This window comes from Pelosinus propionicus DSM 13327 (assembly GCF_900114615.1).
In the GTDB taxonomy this organism is placed as follows: Bacteria; Bacillota; Negativicutes; order DSM-13327; family DSM-13327; genus Pelosinus; species Pelosinus propionicus.
The window spans coordinates 125694-146842 of the sequence record NZ_FOTS01000001.1 but is presented as its reverse complement, the minus strand read 5'-3'; the positions used below and the strand labels follow the sequence as shown (position 1 = coordinate 146842).

The window sequence follows — 21149 nt, the reverse complement described above, 5'->3', positions numbered from 1 at the left end:
TACTCTTTTTTTGGGAATAAATAACAATAAGAGTTTACCCCATTATCTAAGTTCCTATTCTTTACGTACTTATTCTCGTGATTTGAGCGTCTTTCAAACAGGTTGCTGTGATTATCGCTATAATGAACGAAACTAATAAAAGAAAGGGCTTTTCTAGGCATCTTGTAAAGTTATAGCAAAATGCAAGCCCTTCTTTATATTTTAACTCTATTATTAATTATATTGTGACGGCATACTGATCTCATTTTTTATAGTTATATTCATAAATTGACCTATATCTTCAACGGTCTCTACATTTACTTTTATGCGAACCAAATTTTTCTCAGGCATCTGCAATACTTCAATATTCCTTGATAATACATGTGCTGTTTCAGGAATCAAGGATTGTAATGATGTAAAAGCCCTAGACTTACTTTGTTCTTTCGCTTCCTCTATACCTATTTCAACGTTTCTTTCATTAAGCTCATAAAATGTACTTATAGTAGATTCGACAATTATATCGTTATTCCTCCACCAAAAAAGCTTTTTCTTAAAGGTATCTACTTCCACCAAATCGCCTGGTTTTACTGCAACTTTTTTCAGTTGAAATTCCTGCTGTCCAATTCTTAATACAACACCAATATCCTGGCGTCCTGTCCTTTCATGAATAGTTGTTAACAGTTCAGACTCTCCGTAACTTTCATACCAAACCCGTGCTTTAATAATCCCCTTGGCTCTAATTCTTTGTTGAATTGGGTTTATCGTAGTCGAATCTCCCACTCCCCCCTCATAGCTAACTCCTTTAATCAGTAAATCTCCTTTTTTCACTGTATCACCTTTTTTAGCAACACTTTGCCCAGATAAAGCAATAATTTCTGTAATAACGCCATCTTTTGCTGCCACAATATCAGCTGGCTCTTTATCTTGAGGCTTTGAAATTGTTTTTTCCACGATTTCTACGACTGCATGTATACCAGTGAAGCGAATTCCGACCCACGCGACCTCAGGTAATGTGACTGCTACTTGATTTTCAATATTTTTTACAGGAATATCACTTTTAAGCATGCCTGGTCTTAGCCCATTTTCCGCTATAATATCTCTAATTTGCTGCGCAGGTATCGCTTTAGTACCTATAATATCGATAAACCAGATGTAAGATACCAATGTATTCAATACACACAAAAAAAGGATTAGACCAATTACCATCATTTTACGTTTTTTCATTTTCTTTATAATAAATGGCAATCCATAATACTTTACCACTTTAATCTGATTCTTACTATTACGTACAATAGGTCTTATGGAGAAAAAATCGGAAAGACTCATACAAACAAAAAGCCCTTCATTTCTCTTAGCAAGACCCCATAGATAAATATTTTTCATTACACACAAATTAATAAACTTCTCAGGCATAGAGCCACTAACCTTTATTTTTACAGTACCATGAATGTAACGGGAAATATTACGTATCATACTTGACTTCCTCCACAGTACCTTCAACCAATATTTGTTCCACCTGCAAATTGCCAAGTGTTAGTTCCTTACCGCAGATGATGAGTTCACCCTGCTCTAATTTTATACGTACCAACGAAGGAGTGTACTCAATAATCCCTTTATGATTTTCTAATAACAACTGTTTGTTACCCAACATCGTAATGCGGGGCAAATCCAGCACAATATCCTGAGGAATTTCTAATATGCCAGCTAAACGTTGTAAATGCCTATTTCTACGATACTGCACAACAACCCCTCCCTCTATATAAATATATATGCTTGAAACTAACATGTAGTACAAAAGGCAAGGCAACAACAACTTCTAGCATAAGAAATAAAAAAACACTATGAATCTTGAAAACCAAAGGACACAAAGGGGTATAATCCGCCTTTGCGTCCTTTGTAATATTTGTATTGCAGCATCTCACAAAGCAATAGTTTTTATACTATAAGAACAAGCGTGGACATTTTCCACGCTTATATAATGGGTGGTACTGGTACATAACCAGCATATCGCTGTTGCAAAAAATTTTCATATTTATGAACTTTCACTGGAGCTGCAAAACGCATATAATTGGTAGCTACTATCATTTCACCACAATCTAAATTTTTTATTTCATTACGCTGCTGCAATATATCTTTACGACACATTGCTTCGATCTTGCTACGATCAGCCTTAGATGCCAATCCGAGTATAAATAGAGTATTTAACTGAGATAATACTTTATCCGCCAACAAACGAGGCTGTTGATCAACTACACACATTCCCAAATTAAACTTCCGGGCCTCGCTTACCAATCGAGAGAATACATTGCTACTGCTATTTTCTTTTTTACCTAAAAAACGATGTGCCTCTTCCAGCACAATTAACACTGGCTTTATCTGACTACGTTCTTCTTCTGTTTTACCAGCATAGTTATTTAAAAGTTTTTTAGATAATAAAGTGGATAAGGCTTGCTCTCCTACGGGTGAAATGTTCTTAAGTTCTACCAGTACAACCTTGCCTTGTTCTAATTCAGTGATAATTTGAGAAATAACTGTAGCTTCTTCCTGTTTTACATGCAGTTCCTGCTCTAAGTTCCAACAAATGCTTTTTATTTTCCCAATGGTTCGAGAGTTAAATTTTTGTCCTGTGCATCCAGCCAATTCATCGATTATATCTTTTGCATCGTATTGCAGAGCATAGCGCATCCAATCGTCTTTCCACATAGATGACAATTTATAAATTGCATCCAGCTGAGGTTCTGTGAAGGTAGCGCAAGCAGTAATATCTTCTGGACCAACTTCCGAAAAATTAACTTCTATCGTTTTTCCATACTGTTTGTCATCTGTATGATACACACATAAACGCTCTCTTGACATTGGATGAGAGGATAAGTCTTTAAAATATTCATTATGCACATCAAAAATCAGCAAGCCATAATTTCCACTATCAATTACGGAACTCGCAAGCACTTTTACTACATTACTTTTCCCTGATCCAGTAGTCCCAAAAATGCCAATATGCTCTGTTATGGATTTAGCACCATAAATTCCAACAGGCATTGTCAATACTCCACGTCCACTTTTCAAGAAACCAATTTCTAAATCACCTTTAATTTCAGAAAGCAAACTGGAATCTTGAGCATTTAATGCCCTCACTTGACAAAAAAAATCTGGACAGGTTTTCGGATTTAGCAGTTGTCCTTTATCATCAACATAGCACAATTGTTCTGCCATACCAATTTTTACAGTATGGTTACCTCCCATATAGAAATCTAATTCTTCCTGATTTACTACCTGCCCATTTTCATCTAATTTGCTCATTAAGTAACCTACTCCATTTAAACCGGACCAGCGAGACTTCACCTTAAAATCATGAGCCCTGATATAAAACCGATCATTATTATTCCCCTCTACTACTAAAATATCGCCAAAGTCAACATCTTGGTTAGGTGCGATTACAAATTCGATTGATGCACCTTTTGCATAAGTTAATCTTCCTTTATACTCTGTCTCCACAGATGCTCACGCCCCTTTCTATATTTCATATAATTTATTATTAAACTTCTCCTTATGTCTCATAAAAACAGTTACCTTTACATATGTATATGTTGCACAAAATCACAAAAAAAAATAACAGGGGTTATTTTCCCTGTTATTTTTCTGTACTTAATAAAATTCAATGAAATATATTAATTGTCCTTATTTCATCCTTCTGACAAAAGGACGATATGCACGAGGAGGCTGAAGAATCTCTGCAAAAATTACACCATTGACTACTACATTCTCTGTCAACTTACCTTGCCACGGCAATATTTCTTTTTCAATAGCATGGCTAGGCTCTATTGGAAAGGCAATTTCCAATGGTGAAATTACACTATACTCCTCGGTCCCCTCTATACTTTCTTCTGTAACAAATTCAGGAGTAATCACCTGCTCCGGCACGTACACCTTTTGTGTCTGCTGCTTTGCCATAAATCTGCGCCACACGGCTGGTACTAAGTACATGATAGCAACTAATAGTAAAGGTACTAAATCATCCATAATATCACCTATTTCCTGGTTCTTCAGGTTTATTAGAAGACGGCACTGCTGGGCCCGCTTTACCTATAGTATCCCGCATTTGCGTATCTGCCACAATATTATTCATATTATAATAATCCATGACTCCAATACGTCCTTCAGTTAATGCTACTGAAAGGGCATGAGGAACTTCTGCCTGTGCTTCTACAACCTTAGCTTGCATTTCTTGTGTATATGCCTTCATTTCCTGTTCTTGAGCAACAGCCATAGCTCTTCGTTCTTCTGCTTTTGCCTGAGCGATTCGTTTCTCCGCTTCTGCCTGATCTGTCAATAGTTCGGCGCCAATATTACGTCCCACATCCACATCTGCAATATCAATTGATAATATTTCAAATGCTGTTCCTGCATCAAGCCCTTTCGATAAAACCGTCTTAGAAATATGATCTGGATTGGCTAATACATCTTTATGGTCGTTTGAAGAACCAACGGTGGTAATGATTCCCTCACCAACCCTGGCTAATACAGTAGCTTCACCGGCACCGCCGACTAAGCGATCAATATTCGCTCTTACAGTTACACGAGCCTTTACTTTAAGCTCAATCCCATTCTTTGCTACAGCAGCTACAACTGGTGTTTCAATAACTTTGGGATTAACACTCATTTGTACGGCTTCTAAAACATTTCTACCTGCTAAATCAATAGCTGCTGCCCTGGCAAATGGCAAAGGAATTTCAGCTCGGTGGGCAGCAATTAAAGCATCTACCACACGATCCACGTTCCCTCCTGCTAAATAATGAGCTTCTAATTGATTTACAGTTACCTCAAGTCCTGCTTTATTTGCTTTAATCAAAGGTAATACAATATTAGCAGGCGGTACACGCCGAAGCCTCATGCCAACTAGCGTAAAGATACCTACGCGCACTCCAGCAGCAATGGCTGAAATCCATAAACCAAGGGGTACAAAATGCAAAAATATAGCAATCCCCACTACTACCAACAATACTAAAAACAAAGGTCCTATTACCCCAAATATTCCCATTCGATTACCTCCTACTCCATTTTAAACCCGCTTTACAACAATTCGACTACCGTTGCTGCTCACCACCTTTACTCGTACTCCTGGTTCAATATATTGTCCTTCAGATATTACATCTAGCTGTATACCTTCAAAATCAACTAAACCGGACGGTCTTAGCAACGTTACAACAACACCCTCACGTCCTACATAAGCACTATAGTCATGGCTGCTACTAAACCCTGCTTCTATTGTTTCCGAGTCCTTTAAAATTAATTTATTCCACAATCTACTTGAAGGCAGATACTTAAGTATGACTAAAAAAACAGCAATTGCTAGAAGCAAACTAATGGATAGTAAACTAAGAGCTGTTGAATTACCGCCTAAAGTAAGAAATAAGCTTACCAAAATACAACTAACGCCACTAATGCCCCAAAAACCAAAACCTGGCACAAACAATTCGATTAAAATCAGTAACACACCACTAGCAAATAAAATAAGTTCGAACCATCCTGCCAAACCCGTCAGCCATTGACTTCCAAAGAATAACATTGCTGCTAATAAACCAATAAACGCTGCTACACCCATACCAGCAGTTTTAATTTCTGTAAAAACAGCTAAGAATATAATAGAAACTAAAAATGACTTTACTGCCGGGTCAGAAAGCCATCCTGCTATTTTTTCCGTCCAGCCAATATGGTATTCAACTATCTCATGATCGATTAATCCATAATGACCTAATACATCTTTGCGATCAGCAGCGAGTATATCTGCATAGCCTACTTCTTTTGCTTGGTAATCAGTAAGAGCTAGTATCTGCCCAGGTTCAGCATATCCAGGGAAACCTACTGTTTTGTCTACCATCGCTTCCGCTACTTTGACATTACGCCCACTTTTATTTGCAGTGGCAGCGAATTCAGCTTTTAATGCAGCAATGGTCTTCTCAGTTGTCGGTATCGGCTCTGCTGCGCCAATACTGCCGCCTGGTGCAATGGCAATGTGCTTATGGGCAATGGCAATTAAGGCTCCAGCCGACCAGGCTCGATTTTTAACATAACAAATTGTTGTAATCGGTGTTTGGCTAATCACATCACGAATTTTAACAGCAGAATCAACTAACCCGCCAAAAGTATCCATTTCGATAATAATTGCAGCAGCATTGCTTTTTTCAGCCTCAGCTAATCCACGATTTACGAGTGCAACTTGGCTGCCATCAATTTCTCCCTTCACATTGATGATCATTACTTGCTGAGCATCCACTGCCGCCGGCTTAAAAATCCCTGTCAGCATACTAATAAATATACATGCAGCCATTATTTTTACGATATATCTCATCCTATTATTCCTCCTTTATTTTTATTTCTTTTTTATAATAAACCTCTTGACTTGTCGAAGCATGTATGTTAATGTCTAATTGTAAGGAATAAGTGACATAAGACATAATTTATAACCTAATTATACTATATATTTCAATTCTATGTGCTACTATTCATAACAGTCGTTTTTACTTGGATTTTTATAAGTCATTTGTAAAGTATACAACCTAATTTTTACTACTTATTATTATAACTATTTCAATACCATCATAACATTAATCACATTTATTGTTTTGTATTTATATCTATTTTTGTACTCAACGAAATAATAACCACTATATCTCACTTACAACTACATTAAAATAAGACAAGCCAAGGCTTGTCTTATTTTTTTAATTCTAACGATAAACTCGTGTTATTAATTATCGCTAAAATTAAAATCTGGTACTTATTAAAAAATAAGTACCAGATTAACTCATTGATTTAGCATCTCACGTACTATGGTATTAACCAATTTTCCATCAGCACGTCCTTTGACCTTAGGCATTAGGACAGCCATTACTTTGCCCATTTCTTTAGGACTAACCGCTTTGGATTCTGCCACAGCCTGCTCCACTAAAGTACGAACTTCGATTTCACTAAGTTGCTCCGGTAAATACTTCATCAAAATTTCAATTTCCTGTTCAAGATTTTCAACTAAATCTAAACGATTACCTCTTGTGAACTCTTCAATTGAATCGCGACGCATTTTTACCTCTTTGGAAACAACGCCTAAAACCTCATCGTCAGAAAGCTCTTGTTTACTGTCTATCTCGACATTCTTTATGTTAGCACGTACCATGCGAATAACAGAAAGGCGCAATTTGCCTGACTCTTTATCCTTCATAGCCTGCTTCATATCTTCTGTCAATCTTTCTTTTAAAGACATATAAAAACCTCCGAAACTTAGAAACTCTAATTAAAACTTGCGTTTACGCGCTGCTTCGGATTTTTTCTTGCGCTTTACGCTAGGTTTTTCATAATGTTCGCGCTTTCTTATTTCAGCAAGAGTGCCGGCTTTTTGACAAGTACGTTTAAATCTGCGGAGTGCACTATCAATTGTTTCATTTTTTCCTACTTTAACTTCTGACATCTGATATCCCTCCCTCCACTGAACCGATATGGGGAAGTGTATTTGTTCTACATACACCTAGAAATTATACACGATACAGGTAAGCATTGTCAATATCAACCTGGTGGCCAAGTCATAAATCTACCACCAAGTACATGCCAATGCAAATGATGAACCGTCTGCCCACCATTATCTTTCGTATTTACAACCAGTCGAAATCCATCTTCCGCAATTCCTAACTGAGGAGCAAGCTGCGAAATGGTAAATACGATATGACCTACTAATGATGCATCTTCAGGCGACAGTTCTAGGAGATTAGCAATATGCTTTTTGGGAATCACTAACACATGGATTGGAGCAACTGGATTGATATCAGGAAAAACGACCATATGCTCATCCTCATATAAAGCAGCTACTGGAATCTCCTTGGTTGCAATCTTACAAAAAATACATTCCTGCGGCATACTACAACACCTCCCTTCTCTTTTTACTGCCCAAATAGCTAACTATTCAGATTCAATATTGATTAATCCCTTAGTAGATACATACATTCTATCCTGAGTCTTTAAAATTATTCTGCTTTTTTCTCAGATATCCTGCTGCCAATAACTTCTTTTAAAAAATTTAATCTACTATTTTTCCCCATACACCATCACGATATGGTTTTTCCAATACAACTTGAAAAGATTGTCCTTGCATACTTTGATTGCCATTCGTATAAACACGAATATAGTTTCCAGTTAAGCCATCAATAATATGCTCATTTTTTTGGTTTTCCATTTCAAATAAAACTGTAAACTTCCGATTAAGGAAAGACTGCAGAAATTCATCAGCTTTTCTTTCTGCTAACTCCTGCATAATTTGCACTCGCCGTTTTTTTTCTTCTTCCGGTATTTGCCCAGAATACTCAGCAGCCGGGGTGCCACTACGACGCGAGTAAGGAAAAATATGCATGCGAGAAAAATTCATTTTCTCTACAAAAGTTAATGCATTATTAAACATCTCTGGTGTTTCACCGGGAAAACCGACAATAATATCTGTAGAGATAGCAATGTCTTCAACTTTATTTCTAATATTAGTAATAAGCCGTTGGTATTCATCTAAGCCATAATGTCTGTTCATAGCTTTCAAAATAGCAGTGTCACCAGCTTGCAAAGGTAAATGCAGATGACTGCATAACCTCTCATCCTGCTTTATAAGGCCGATTAATTCATCGGATATTTCAATAGACTCTAAAGAGCCTAAACGAAGGCGAACAAGTCCCTTTATATTCAGGATTGCTTTTACAACATCCGCCAACGTAATCTTCTCTTCCACATCACGACCGTATGCCCCTAAATGAATCCCTGTTAGTACAATCTCTTTAAAACCTGCAGCAATCAGTTTTTCAGTTTCTTGAATAATGCTCGACAAAGGACGGGACCTTAACGGTCCACGAGCATATGGAATAATACAATACGTACAAAAATTAGTACAACCTTCTTGTATCTTTAAAAAAGCTCGCGTACGACCAGGAGCCTCGAATAAGGGAATATCTTCAAAATGCTCTGCGTCCATAATATTAGCCACAACATTGACTGGGTTCATACAATGAGCAGCTTTCTCTACTAAATCCACAATACGCTGCCGATCTTGTGTGCCAACGATTACTTTTACCCCTTCTATCGCTTCAATCTCTTTCGGTGATACTTGGGCGTAACACCCAGCGACAGCTACAATAGCTTTTGGATTGAGACGTATCGCCCGCCGAATAATCTGCCTAGATTTTTTTTCGCCCAAATGAGTAACAGAGCAAGTATTAATCACATAAACATCAGCAACTTGATCAAAAGGAACTATTTCATAACCTCGCTGTTTAAATAAGCCTTCCATGATCTCAGTTTCAAACTGATTCACTTTACATCCTAATGTAGTAAACGCAACTTGCGGCACACTTAGCCCCCCATATCACCATATTCATACATAATCATAGCCATAGCAGCTAAGGATGCCGTTTCTGTACGTAAAATGCGCGGTCCCATAGTAACAACCAAAGCTCCATGCTTTTGAGAAAGAATAAGTTCCTGATCACTAAAACCACCCTCAGGTCCAACTAACAAAAGATAGGCCTTTGCCATTTTTTTCGCTAGAGCTTTCTTTAATCCATTTTCAGTTTGTCCTTCATATAACATAATAATAACTACCTCATCCGGAAGGTAGGAAAAGAGTTCTGTCAAGCTTTGAATGGGTTCCACAGAAGGTACAAAGCTACGCCCACACTGTTTTGCTGCTTCTACAGAAATTTTCTGCCAACGCTCTGCGCGTGATTTTTTTTTAGCATTATCATACTGCACTACCGAATGGTCCATTTGTATAGGATATACGGCTGTTACCCCTAATTCAACAGCTTTTTGGATAATAAAGTCCATCTTATCGCTTTTTGGCAATCCTTGAGCTAAAAAAACTTGTATAGGTGCTTCTTTCTCTTCTTCTACAATCCCCTGTAGAAGCAGCCTCACTCTATCGACAGCAATCTCTTTTATTTGGGCTATGCCCGCTTCTTGTCCATCAGGAGGTATCACTATAATCGTATCGCCAGCTTGCAGTCTAAGCACTTTACTAATATGATGCGCATCTTGTCCATCAATAAACATTTCTTCAGATAAAGATGTCTTAATAAAAAAACGCCTCAAATCACTGGCCTCCTTTGCGTGCTATAATAGCAACCCAGCCACCTTCTTCAATCACTTTTTCTACTAGTAGATTATGCTCTAACATGGCAGCAGCAACATCACTAAGTCGTTCCGAAATAATACCGCTGGCAATAAAAATTCCTTCGGCTTTTAAACGTTGTGGTATGTCTATCAATAGCTTAATCACTACATCAGCAATAATATTTGCAATCACAATATCAGCTTGACCAGTAACACCTGTTAATAAATCACCTTGATTTACCTGTACTACATTCTCTACCTGATTGATAATAACATTTTCTTTGGCAACTCGAACTGCACCATGATCTAAATCTACTGCCTGTATACTAGCAGCACCGAGCTTAGCTGCTGCTATGGATAATATGCCCGACCCTGTACCAACATCGAAAATAAGATCACCGGCTTTTACAGTCTCTTCCAATGCCCGGCAGCACATAGCTGTTGTTTGATGAGTACCAGTACCAAAAGCCATACCAGGATCAAGCTCAATCACTAGATCATTAGCAGTTGCTATATATTCTTCCCAAGAAGGTTTTATTACTATATATTGTCCTACTTTTATCGGGTGGAAAAAAGCTTTCCATGAGGATGCCCAATCTTCCTCATGCACTTCACGACACTGCATTTCTCCTCTTCCTTTATCCATTCCACGAGAAGAAATCTGCTGAAACTCTTCTTCAAAATTCCGCAGCTTATCATCTAATTGATCGTCAACAGGTAAATACGCCTTAACGGTTACCACTTCTGTATTACTTTCCTGAACAATATCCGAATAATCCCATGCACCAGAAGCAAGGTATGAATTCACCAGCTCAGGGTCTTCAATAACCACACCACTCGATCCCAATTCATGAAAAATATTAGCCACAGTTTCAGCAGCCTCATGCGTCGTCAGAATGCTTATTTCAGTCCACTTCATACCAAATCGCCCCTTCTCTTTCTAAAACTGATACTTATGAATGTTCGCCAAGGGTATTTTAAACCACCAATGCACAATCACCGTTATGCATTGGTGGTCTATAAAATCCACTTATACCCCAAACACATCCTTTACTTTCTTGAAAAAATTCTTTTGTTCAGGATTAATATTTTCACCACTCGCTTTTGCAAATTCTTGTAAAAGCTCACGCTGTTTTTCATTTAATTTTTGCGGTGTCAGCACTTTTACTCTTACATGCTGATCACCACGTCCATTACCTCTTAAGTGAGGAATGCCTTTTTCTCGAAGCCGGAAAATCGTTCCAGATTGCGTTCCTTCTGTAACCTTTAATTTAACTTTGCCGTCCAAAGTAGGAACCTCAATTTCATCTCCTAGTGTAGCTTGAACAAAACTGATTGGTACTTCACATATAACCTCACTGCCTTCACGAGTAAACAGTTTATGAGATTTCACAAAGATATAAACATATAAATCCCCCGGAGGACCACCACGCATACCCGCTTCTCCTTCATGGCTGACACGAAGTCTTGACCCATTATCAACACCTGCAGGTATCTTTACTTTGATCTTACGCTTTACGCGGGTTTTACCTTGTCCGTGGCATTCTTTACAAGGTGTTTGTACAATTTTTCCTTCTCCACGGCAGCGATCACAAGTCCGCGTATTAACCATTCGGCCAAAAGGCGTATTCTGCGCCACTTGAATCTGACCTGTCCCTTTACACTGACTGCAAGTCTCAGCATGAGTTCCTGGTGCCGCTCCTGATCCACTGCATTTTTGACAATCCTCTGTTCTTGGGATTTGGATCTCCATTTCTACACCAAATGCAGCTTGTTCAAAAGTAATTTCCATATCGTAACGCAAATCTGATCCTTTTTCAGGTCCTGGCTGTCTTCCGCCAAAACCAGATTGCCCACCAAAAAACATGTCAAATATATCATTAAAGCCACCGCTGCTACCGCCGCCAAATCCACCAAAACCACCGCCGCCATTTCCATCAAAAGCAGCATGACCAAATTGATCGTATTGCGCCCGACGTTCACTATTTGACAAGACTTCATATGCTTCATTTACTTCTTTAAATTGCTCTTCGGCTTCTTTTGTCTTATCACGATTTACGTCAGGATGGTACTTACGGGCCATTTTACGAAATGCTTTTTTTATTTCATCATCAGACGCACCTTTATTGACGCCCAATACTTCATAGTAGTCGCGTTTACTCACATTACACCATCCTAAAACTTATATTTAATAGAAAAACAGTTGAACCACCAAAACACAATGCCATAAAAGCCCCATGTGTTTTAGCGGCTATTTCCTGTTACCAATTATATAGTATTTGGCAGGGAAAGCAAATATCCCTGCCAAACATAAGTCCACTTACTTGATTCAATGACTAACTTAGAACAGTGCTCTTATTTTTTGTCTTCATCTACTACTTTATACTCAGCATCAACCACTTTTTCCTCAGTACCTGCACCAGGCGCTTGTTCAGCTGTAGCCTCTTGCTCTTTATTATAAACTGAAGATGTCATTTCATACAGTGGCTTTGTTAATTCTTCTGTATCTGCTTTAATTTTTTCGATATCAGTACCTTTAAGACTTTCTTTTAATGCATCAGCAGCTTTTTGTACTTTTTCAAGCAGCTCCTTATCTTCGACTTTATCTCCCATTTCTTTAATTGTCTTTTCGGCTTGATAGACCAAGGAATCAGCATTATTACGAACTTCTACTTCATCTTTACGAGCCTTATCTTCTGCTGCATGCGCCTCTGCTTCCTTTACCATACGATCAATATCATCTTTGCTCATACCGCCAGAAGAAGTGATTGTAATTTTTTGTTCTTTACCTGTACCCAAATCTTTAGCTGATACATGAACAATGCCGTTAGCGTCAATGTCAAATGAAACTTCAATACGAGGTACGCCACGTTGTGCAGGTGGGATATCTTTTAGTTCAAAACGTCCTAATGTTTTATTATAAGCAGCCATTTCTCTTTCACCTTGCAGAACATGAATATCTACAGATGGTTGATTATCTGCCGCAGTAGAAAATACTTGGCTTTTTGATGTTGGGATAGTGGTATTACGTTCAATAATTTTAGTGCATACCCCACCTAATGTTTCAATTCCCAATGATAGCGGAGTTACATCAAGTAAAAGAACATCTTTAACTTCTCCCACTAACACACCAGCCTGAATCGCTGCACCCACTGCTACACATTCATCAGGATTTACACCACGATGCGGCTCTTTGCCCAGGAAATTTTTAATTGCTTCTTGCACTGCAGGAATACGAGTAGAACCACCCACCAATATTACTTTTTCAATATCTTTAGGTGACAAGCCTGCATCATTCATTGCCTGACGAGTTGGTCCCATAGTAGATTCAACCAAATCAGCAGTTAATTCATCAAATTTAGCTCTTGTTAAGTTTACTTCTAAATGCTTAGGACCAGTTTGATCAGCAGTAATAAAAGGTAAATTAATATTAGTTGTCAATACACCAGAAAGTTCAATTTTTGCTTTTTCAGCAGCTTCACGCAGGCGTTGTTCTGCCATACGATCTTTGGATAAATCAATACCATTTTCTTTTTTAAACTCTGCAACTAACCATTTCATAACACGCTCATCGAAATCATCTCCGCCTAAACGGTTATTACCATTGGTAGCCTTTACCTCAAATACACCTTCACCAAGCTCTAAGATAGATACGTCAAAAGTACCACCACCTAAGTCAAAAACCAATACCGTATGGTCGTTACCTTTATCAATACCATAAGCTAACGCTGCAGCTGTTGGTTCATTGATAATACGAAGTACTTCTAAACCTGCAATGGTTCCAGCATCTTTTGTTGCTTGACGTTGGCTATCATTATAGTAAGCAGGTACAGTAATAACAGCTTGCGTAACAGTTTGACCCAAATAAGCTTCTGCATCTGTTTTTAATTTTTGTAAAATCATTGCAGAAATCTCTTGAGGAGTATAAGACTTATCATCAATTTTCACTTTATGATCAGTACCCATATGTCTTTTTATGGAACTAATCGTACGTTCAGGATTGGACACAGCTTGGCGCTTTGCCAATTGTCCAACCAAGCGCTCATCAGTTTTTGAAAAACCTACTACGGAAGGAGTAATTCTGTTTCCTTCAGCATTTGCAATAACGACTGGCTCTCCACCTTCCATTACTGCTACACATGAATTTGTAGTACCAAGATCTATACCAATTACTTTTGCCATTGTTTTATTCCTCCTTGAAATATGTAAACTTTTATTTTTAAAATGAAGTTTTTTAAGTAACTTCTAATTACTTACAACCTTGACCATACTAGGTCTAATAACCTTACCTTTTACGGAATATCCCTTTTGCAGTTCTTCTACAATTATACCATCTGGCTGGTCAGCATCTTCCACTCTCATTACAGCTTCATGCTCTTGAGGGTTAAATATTTTACCTATTGCCTCCACAGTCACCATTCCATTTTTTTCCACAACCTGTATTAATTGGCGATAAATCATTTCTACTCCTGATAGCGTTTTATTTGTATCCTGAGTAGCACCACTGCATAAGGCTCTCTCGAAATTATCAATAACAGGCAGCAATTCTAAAATAAGACTTTGTGCTACGATATTTGATAACTCTTCTTTTTCTTGACGAGTACGTCTACGAAAATTATCAAAATCAGCCTGTAATCGCTTATAGCGGTCAGTACTCTCTTCTAGCAGGCGCTCTTTATCCGCAAGTTCTGTCTGCATTTTCGTATTTTCTATTTCATCTAAAACTTCTACAGTTTCATCAGGTGCAGAACATCGGTCCTCAATTATTTCTTCTACTTCTTCTTTTGTTTCGTTCAAATAAATCACCCCATCTTAAAATATACGAATTTCTGCTACTAAATTAGCGATCTTATGCTATTCTTCTTTTTTCTTAATAATCGTATCAATACGCAAGATAGCAATAGCCACTTCTCCTGCTGCCTTCACGGCATGTAATTTCACCGTTGTAGGATCCACTACACCAAGAGTCATCATATCAACCACCTCACCAGTATCGCAATCAATGCCTAAAGAATCTTTATTTTGATTAGCATGAGCTGCAATGACATCCTCTACCTTTTCCAGAGGATTATAGCCAGCATTTTCTACAATTTGTGCTAAAGGTCTGCGTAATGCATGTATTACACAATCTACCCCATAAGCCGCCATACCTTTAACCGCATCCCTAGTCTTAGCAATGTCACGGCTAATGGCAATTTCAATGGACCCGCCACCAGGAACATAGCCCCCCTTAACAGCAGCTTGCACACTAGAGGCTGCATCTTTGGCAATACGCTGCCGTTCACCAACCACTTCCTTGGTAGCAGCCCCCACTAAAATGGTAGCCATAGGTTTGCCAGCACCGCCTAACATTCGAATATGCTTCAATTTTTCATCTTCATATACTTTTACCGCCAAACCTAAAGAGCTGGCAATGTTCGCAATATCTTTTTTAAGACCTGTGCGTTTAATCATACGTGCTCCTACATGATCTGCAGCACGACGCAATTCCTCCGACACCACGCGCTGAATTACCATAATACCAGCATCTGTCAGTATCTCTTCTGCACTATCATGAACACCCCGATCTACCAATACTACCTTAACACCAAGTTCCACAATCTTACATACATTGGTCTTGAACTCATTTTGCAATTCCAAATACCGTTTAAAACCAGCTTCTGTACTTAGCGCTTCATCACCAATTTCTTCAGGCTCTAAGGCATCATCAATAACCAATACTTTTACTTGACTGCCCTCTACAGGCATATCTTGATTTAATCGTTGTTTATCAACGATAACACCCATAAATACCTCGTTCGCAGCGCCTTCCTGAGAAAAAATAATCTCTGATAGTTTAAAACCGGGCTCACGTAATTTATCAATCCCAATAAGCCCTGCAGCCTTAATAACCAATTGAGCAATATCACTATATTCACGGCCAGCAATCATAGCAATACGGTGTAGGATAGGATCTTGTATATCAACAATATGTTTTGCACGATCCTTAATCTGTTCTAATGCCAGCGTCACCCCATGTCTAATTCCCTCGATGATACGAGCAATGGGCACACCTCTTATCACTTGATTTACACCTTCTCCTACCAAGCCACCAGCCATAATAGTTGCAGTTGTTGTGCCATCTCCAATTTCAGCTTGCTGGGCCCTGGCAACATTAATCAGCATTCTAGCTGCTGGATGATCCACATCCATTTTATCTAAAATAGTAACGCCATCATTTGTAATGATGACTTCACCAGAAGAACCCAATAGCATGGTATCCAACCCTTTAGGACCAATAGTGCCTTCAACAGCTGATGTAACCACTCTAATAGCATTCCCATTTGTCATTAGCGCCGCTAACCGTTCATCTACTTCAGAACCATTATTAGCTTGCTTTAGCTTCATCCTTGGTTCCTCCTAAATTACAGTTCTATTATATGTATAATAGAGCCAGTAATACTCTTTACTATAAAAGCAAGAATACTGCCACTCTATATTTTATACTTCCTAAGCACTTCACCTAAATGATTATGCATAAATTCCAAAACTGACATGACCTTGCCATAATCCATCCTGGTCGGACCTAATACAGCTACCGTTCCCACTACTTGACCATCAATACGATAAGTAGCCTGCACCATACTACAGTCTTGAATTCCACTATATTTATTTTCATCGCCAATTGTAACAATAACACCATCATTTTTTTGATTTTGCAAAATATTTGCCAGCAAATGTTCTTCTTCTAGCATATCTAAAAAAGATTTTACTTTTTCGATATTTTTAAACTCTGGCTGACTTAATAACTGTGTTGTGCCACCAAGATATAATCGTTCATTTTTCTCTACAACCAATGCCTGTTTTAATATCCCTAGTGCAGTTTCAAATAAATTCACATCAATTAGCATTTCATTTTGAATTTCCCTCAGAATAGATAATTCGATATTCTCAAAGGATAATCCTGATAAGCGTTTATTAATGTGTTCTGCAATACGCTGTAAATCATTAAATGAAAGCCCTGTCGGTATATCAATCACCTTGTTTTCTACAAATCCAGTGTCTGTGACGACAACTAAAATTGTACGGCAGTCATCAAAAGGTAGAAATTTTAGATACTTAAAGGCACATTGGGTTACTTGCGGCACTAAGACTAATGAAATATTACTTGTTATTTTGGATAAGATCTTTGCAGTTTCCTGAAATACCTCTTCAACATGACGAGTTTTTTCCTGATACCAATTTTTAATTAACGCAATTTCCCTTTCAGACATTTGCGTTGGTGATAATAAAGAATCTACATAAAAGCGATATCCTTTTGCAGAAGGAATTCTCCCTGATGAAGTGTGAAGCTGCTCAATATAGCCCAACAGTTCAAGATCAGCCATTTCATTACGAATGGTTGCAGGACTAACTCCCAAATCATGTTTGCGGGCAATAGTTCGTGAGCCAATAGGCTCTGCGGTGGAAATATAATCATCAACAATCGCTTGAAGAATACTACGTTTTCTCTTATCTAACATACGAGTTCCACCTCCTATTGTTAGCACTCGACCTTGTAGAGTGCTAACACCTACTAAAAAAATACCACTCCTACGCCCGAATGTCAAGATATAATAATTGATTTATCCAGGTAAAAATGCACGAAATACAACATTTCCATACTTCATGCCTAAAACTGTAAGATTTATCCGATCCTCTTTAACAGCAATCAGTTTTTTTTGAAGAAGCTCTGACACAATTACTCCATACTCTAAATAAAAATCACGGTTGAAATATTCCTGAAATTCTAAGATTGATAACCCCCATACCATCCGCAAGGCTAAAAAAATATATTCTGCCATAGCTATCGCAATGCTAGGATTTTCTCGAAATTCAATTGGCAGGTTACCTTTTTCTACACAATCTATATATTGAGATACATCTGTTATGTTACTAAGCCGCTCTTTCTGGAAAAAGGAATGAGCGGCTACTCCCACCCCTATATAAGGATGATATTTCCAATACTTAAAATTATGACGACATTCATATCCTACTTTAGAAAAATTGGATATTTCATAGCGCCTAAAACCATGCTGAGGTAAATATTCTGTTGTAAAGGTATACATTTCTTCATCAACAGCTTCTTCTGGTAATATAAGTGTTCCTAACTGATCCATAGCAGCAAAAGGCGTGCCTTCTTCTACTTTCAATCCATAAACCGAAATATGGGTAATGTCAAGTTTAATTGCCTCTTGGATACTAACCTTTAAATCCTTGCAGGATTGACCTGGCAATCCATACATCAAGTCCAGATTAATATTGCTGAAACCTGCGTCTTGCGCTTCCTTTACTGCTCTTACAGCCTGCTCAGCGCTATGTATCCTACCAATTGACTTTAATAATGTATTGGAAAAAGTTTGCACACCAAAGCTAATCCGGTTGACCCCTCCTGATGTTAAGGCTAATAATTTATCTTGATTCGTTGTGCCGGGATTGGCTTCTACGCTAATTTCTGCAGATTCGTCAATGGAAAAGCTTTCATGTACTTTAGTTAAGATGGCTTTTAAAGCATCTGCGGATAAAAGACTCGGTGTTCCGCCGCCAATATAGATTGTATCTATCAAGGTGCCCGATAAAACACCGCCCCAGCCAGAAATTTCCTGGCATAAGGCGGCAACATAAGGTTGATATAAATGGGTAAGATTATCATAGGAAGGAAAATCGCAATATAAACATTTTTGCTGACAAAAAGGAATATGAATATATAAACCCGTCTTCATTTTATCACCTTAATCAATCTTTAATATAGCCATAAATGCTTCTTGCGGTACTTCTACATTACCTACCTGCTTCATGCGTTTTTTACCTTCTTTTTGTTTTTCTAAAAGTTTACGTTTACGGCTAATATCACCGCCGTAACATTTCGCTAAAACATCTTTACGCATGGCTCTTACTGTTTCTCGGGCAATTACTTTATTGCCAATCGCAGCTTGAATGGGAATTTCAAACATTTGTCGGGGAATAATTCCTCTTAACTTTTCAACCAAAATTCGACCTCGATAGGTTGCTTTATCACGATGTACTATAATTGACAAAGCATCTACAGGTTCTGAATTCAGTAAAATATCTAATTTAACAAGCTTAGACTCTCGGTAGCCCAACAATTCATAATCTAAAGATGCATAGCCTCTTGTTGCCGATTTTAGACGGTCAAAATAATCATAAATGATTTCACTCAAAGGCAATTCATATGTCAGCATTACTCTAGTCACATCTAAGTACTTCATATCTTTAAATTCGCCACGTTTTTCTTGTGATAATTCCATAACGACACCTACATAGTCATTAGGCACAATGACCATTGCCTTAACATATGGTTCTTCAATATGTTCAATTTCCTGAGGCGTTGGTAATTTAGAAGGGTTTTCAATTTCAAATATTTCTCCATCGGTCTTAAACACTCTATAAATAACACTTGGAGCGGTTGTAATTAAAGTAATATTATACTCTCGTTCTAATCGTTCTTGTATTACTTCCATATGTAATAGTCCTAAAAATCCGCAACGAAAACCAAAACCTAAGGCGCTAGAGGTTTCTGGTTCAAAGACTAAGGATGCATCATTCAGCTTTAATTTTTCCAAAGCATCTCGTAAAAGATCATATTCAGAACTATCTACTGGATATAAACCACAATATACCATAGGCGTAACTTTACGATAACCTGGCAGTGCCTCTGCAACAGGACGATCGGCGTCTGTAATCGTATCGCCAACACGAACATCTTTTACATTTTTAATACTCCCAGCTACAAACCCCACATGGCCGGGTGCAAGTTCACTTACATTCGTCATAGCAGGTCTAAAGACGCCTACCTCAGTTACTTCTACAATTTTATTTGTAGCCATCATCTTCATTTTCATACCTGGTTTAATAATACCATTAATTACTCTTACATAGGCAATAACACCTTTATAGGCATCAAAGTGGGAATCAAAAATAAGTGCACATAATGGTTCTTCAACGTTACCTTTAGGAGGTGGAATTTTCTTCACAATTGATTCCAATACCTCTTCAATGCCAATACCTGATTTAGCACTAGTTAGCACAGCCTCTGAAGTATCTAGGCCAATTACATCTTCTACCTCTTGCTTTACTCTTTCAGGATCAGCACTTGGCAGGTCTATTTTATTAATAACTGTAATGATTTCTAAATCATTGTCTAAAGCTAAGTACACATTTGCCAACGTTTGGGCTTCGATCCCCTGTGCAGCATCTACAATCAAGAGAGCTCCTTCACAAGCTGCCAAACTGCGTGATACCTCATAGGTAAAGTCAACGTGTCCTGGTGTATCAATGAGATTTAACATGTAAGTCTCACCATCTTTAGCCGTATATTCCAGCCTTACAGATTGCGCTTTAATTGTAATACCACGTTCTCGCTCCAAATCCATATTATCCAAAACCTGAGCTTCCATCTGACGGGAAGATAAGGTGCCTGTATACTCAATCAGGCGATCAGCAAGGGTAGATTTTCCATGATCTATATGAGCAATTATCGAGAAATTGCGGATATTATTCGTCTTCATATAGGCCTCCTCTCGAAATCAATAGCATAATTACTGCTATTGATTATATCACCTGGAACCTAACACCTGCAAGCATTACCTAATTTGCCGTAAATAAACATTTGCGATTTCCCATGCTTGCTTTATATACTTTTCCAAATATTTCATCTTCAAAGTTAACCAAGCTAGCTCCTTGCGGCAATCGATATATAAATACTTAGGAATTGTCCAGGTAACCAAAGGAGTCTTGATATTTATATTAGCGTCTTGATTCTTAATTTCAGCGATAGTATACATTGCACTGATACTACAGTCAGAACCGAAGACTTCCATGGTATAAACACCCTCATGATTACGGCTTACATCAATAATACGCATCCTCTCCTGGCGCTGTGTCAACGTATTTAATTGTTGTTCTGCTACAGATAACCCTAGGGCTATAACTACAACTAAAATCATTAAACCACGAACAATCATTAAAACATCCCTATAAGCTAAGGAGCAAAACAC

At 38.0% G+C, this 21149-nt stretch carries 20 protein-coding genes; all 20 read right to left on the bottom strand.

Going from position 1 to position 21149, the window contains the following annotated elements; all coding sequences use genetic code 11:
* Positions 1-213: 213 nt before the first annotated feature.
* Positions 214-1452 (bottom strand): sporulation protein YqfD, encoded by a 1239-nt coding sequence (gene yqfD / locus BMZ99_RS00685; protein ID WP_090931954.1) that lies wholly within the window; start codon positions 1450-1452, stop codon positions 214-216.
* On the bottom strand, positions 1442-1720 hold the full coding sequence (gene yqfC / locus BMZ99_RS00680; RefSeq protein ID WP_007936567.1) for a sporulation protein YqfC: 279 nt from the start codon (positions 1718-1720) through the stop codon (positions 1442-1444). The genes yqfD and yqfC overlap by 11 nt, the downstream gene beginning before the upstream one ends.
* Before the next feature lie 230 nt (positions 1721-1950).
* Positions 1951-3474: an ATP-binding protein gene (locus BMZ99_RS00675; RefSeq protein WP_090931951.1), complete on the bottom strand. Its 1524-nt coding sequence runs from the start codon at positions 3472-3474 to the stop codon at positions 1951-1953.
* 183 nt (positions 3475-3657) lie between these two features.
* The gene (locus BMZ99_RS00670; protein WP_090931949.1) at positions 3658-3999 is read right to left on the bottom strand and encodes a hypothetical protein; all 342 of its coding nucleotides are present in this window, start codon (positions 3997-3999) and stop codon (positions 3658-3660) included.
* Positions 4000-4003: 4 nt separating this feature from the next.
* Entirely contained in the window at positions 4004-5017 is a 1014-nt protein-coding gene (gene floA, locus BMZ99_RS00665) for a flotillin-like protein FloA (RefSeq protein WP_090931947.1), read from the bottom strand.
* Positions 5018-5038: 21 nt separating this feature from the next.
* Positions 5039-6328, bottom strand: a complete 1290-nt coding sequence (locus tag BMZ99_RS00660; protein ID WP_090931945.1) for an NfeD family protein — start codon at positions 6326-6328, stop codon at positions 5039-5041.
* Between the two features lie 456 nt (positions 6329-6784).
* Positions 6785-7237, bottom strand: coding sequence for a GatB/YqeY domain-containing protein (locus tag BMZ99_RS00655; RefSeq protein ID WP_090931943.1), 453 nt, complete (start codon positions 7235-7237; stop codon positions 6785-6787).
* Positions 7238-7267: 30 nt separating this feature from the next.
* A complete protein-coding gene (rpsU, locus tag BMZ99_RS00650; protein ID WP_007936555.1) occupies positions 7268-7441 on the bottom strand; it encodes a 30S ribosomal protein S21 in 174 nt (57 codons plus the stop codon).
* A 95-nt stretch (positions 7442-7536) separates the two neighbouring features.
* Positions 7537-7884 carry a histidine triad nucleotide-binding protein gene (locus BMZ99_RS00645; RefSeq protein ID WP_090931941.1) on the bottom strand — a complete coding sequence of 116 codons (348 nt, stop codon included), beginning with the start codon at positions 7882-7884 and terminating at the stop codon, positions 7537-7539.
* 160 nt (positions 7885-8044) lie between these two features.
* Entirely contained in the window at positions 8045-9352 is a 1308-nt protein-coding gene (gene mtaB / locus BMZ99_RS00640; RefSeq protein WP_090931939.1) for a tRNA (N(6)-L-threonylcarbamoyladenosine(37)-C(2))-methylthiotransferase MtaB, read from the bottom strand.
* A gap of 2 nt (positions 9353-9354) precedes the next feature.
* On the bottom strand, positions 9355-10092 hold the full coding sequence (locus tag BMZ99_RS00635) for a 16S rRNA (uracil(1498)-N(3))-methyltransferase (protein WP_090931936.1): 738 nt from the start codon (positions 10090-10092) through the stop codon (positions 9355-9357).
* Position 10093: 1 nt separating this feature from the next.
* The gene (gene prmA / locus BMZ99_RS00630; protein WP_090931933.1) at positions 10094-11032 is read right to left on the bottom strand and encodes a 50S ribosomal protein L11 methyltransferase; all 939 of its coding nucleotides are present in this window, start codon (positions 11030-11032) and stop codon (positions 10094-10096) included.
* A 111-nt stretch (positions 11033-11143) separates the two neighbouring features.
* Positions 11144-12277 (bottom strand): molecular chaperone DnaJ, encoded by a 1134-nt coding sequence (dnaJ, locus tag BMZ99_RS00625; RefSeq protein WP_090931931.1) that lies wholly within the window; start codon positions 12275-12277, stop codon positions 11144-11146.
* Between the two features lie 191 nt (positions 12278-12468).
* Positions 12469-14295: a molecular chaperone DnaK gene (dnaK, locus tag BMZ99_RS00620; RefSeq protein ID WP_090931929.1), complete on the bottom strand. Its 1827-nt coding sequence runs from the start codon at positions 14293-14295 to the stop codon at positions 12469-12471.
* Positions 14296-14358: 63 nt separating this feature from the next.
* Complete coding sequence (gene grpE / locus BMZ99_RS00615; RefSeq protein WP_090931927.1) at positions 14359-14919, bottom strand: nucleotide exchange factor GrpE; 561 nt, start codon at positions 14917-14919, stop codon at positions 14359-14361.
* A gap of 48 nt (positions 14920-14967) precedes the next feature.
* Complete coding sequence (locus BMZ99_RS00610) at positions 14968-16500, bottom strand: TCP-1/cpn60 chaperonin family protein (RefSeq protein WP_090931925.1); 1533 nt, start codon at positions 16498-16500, stop codon at positions 14968-14970.
* A gap of 86 nt (positions 16501-16586) precedes the next feature.
* Positions 16587-17615: a heat-inducible transcriptional repressor HrcA gene (gene hrcA, locus BMZ99_RS00605; protein WP_090931923.1), complete on the bottom strand. Its 1029-nt coding sequence runs from the start codon at positions 17613-17615 to the stop codon at positions 16587-16589.
* A 102-nt stretch (positions 17616-17717) separates the two neighbouring features.
* Entirely contained in the window at positions 17718-18854 is a 1137-nt protein-coding gene (hemW, locus tag BMZ99_RS00600) for a radical SAM family heme chaperone HemW (protein ID WP_090931921.1), read from the bottom strand.
* A gap of 9 nt (positions 18855-18863) precedes the next feature.
* Entirely contained in the window at positions 18864-20660 is a 1797-nt protein-coding gene (lepA, locus tag BMZ99_RS00595) for a translation elongation factor 4 (RefSeq protein WP_090931919.1), read from the bottom strand.
* Positions 20661-20735: 75 nt separating this feature from the next.
* Positions 20736-21149, bottom strand: a complete 414-nt coding sequence (locus BMZ99_RS00590; protein WP_090931918.1) for a hypothetical protein — start codon at positions 21147-21149, stop codon at positions 20736-20738.

What these genes read in the sequence shown, in the direction of transcription:
- lepA (WP_090931919.1), bottom strand. Translation starts at nt 20,660, where the DNA reads ATGAAGACGAATAATATCCGCAATTTCTCGATAATTGCTCATATAGAT.
- BMZ99_RS00655 (WP_090931943.1), bottom strand. Translation starts at nt 7,237, where the DNA reads ATGTCTTTAAAAGAAAGATTGACAGAAGATATGAAGCAGGCTATGAAG.
- BMZ99_RS00645 (WP_090931941.1), bottom strand. Translation starts at nt 7,884, where the DNA reads ATGCCGCAGGAATGTATTTTTTGTAAGATTGCAACCAAGGAGATTCCA.
- hrcA (WP_090931923.1), bottom strand. Translation starts at nt 17,615, where the DNA reads ATGTTAGATAAGAGAAAACGTAGTATTCTTCAAGCGATTGTTGATGAT.
- BMZ99_RS00610 (WP_090931925.1), bottom strand. Translation starts at nt 16,500, where the DNA reads ATGAAGCTAAAGCAAGCTAATAATGGTTCTGAAGTAGATGAACGGTTA.
- floA (WP_090931947.1), bottom strand. Translation starts at nt 5,017, where the DNA reads ATGGGAATATTTGGGGTAATAGGACCTTTGTTTTTAGTATTGTTGGTA.
- prmA (WP_090931933.1), bottom strand. Translation starts at nt 11,032, where the DNA reads ATGAAGTGGACTGAAATAAGCATTCTGACGACGCATGAGGCTGCTGAA.
- BMZ99_RS00670 (WP_090931949.1), bottom strand. Translation starts at nt 3,999, where the DNA reads ATGGATGATTTAGTACCTTTACTATTAGTTGCTATCATGTACTTAGTA.
- hemW (WP_090931921.1), bottom strand. Translation starts at nt 18,854, where the DNA reads ATGAAGACGGGTTTATATATTCATATTCCTTTTTGTCAGCAAAAATGT.
- dnaK (WP_090931929.1), bottom strand. Translation starts at nt 14,295, where the DNA reads ATGGCAAAAGTAATTGGTATAGATCTTGGTACTACAAATTCATGTGTA.
- BMZ99_RS00660 (WP_090931945.1), bottom strand. Translation starts at nt 6,328, where the DNA reads ATGAGATATATCGTAAAAATAATGGCTGCATGTATATTTATTAGTATG.
- rpsU (WP_007936555.1), bottom strand. Translation starts at nt 7,441, where the DNA reads ATGTCAGAAGTTAAAGTAGGAAAAAATGAAACAATTGATAGTGCACTC.
- yqfD (WP_090931954.1), bottom strand. Translation starts at nt 1,452, where the DNA reads ATGATACGTAATATTTCCCGTTACATTCATGGTACTGTAAAAATAAAG.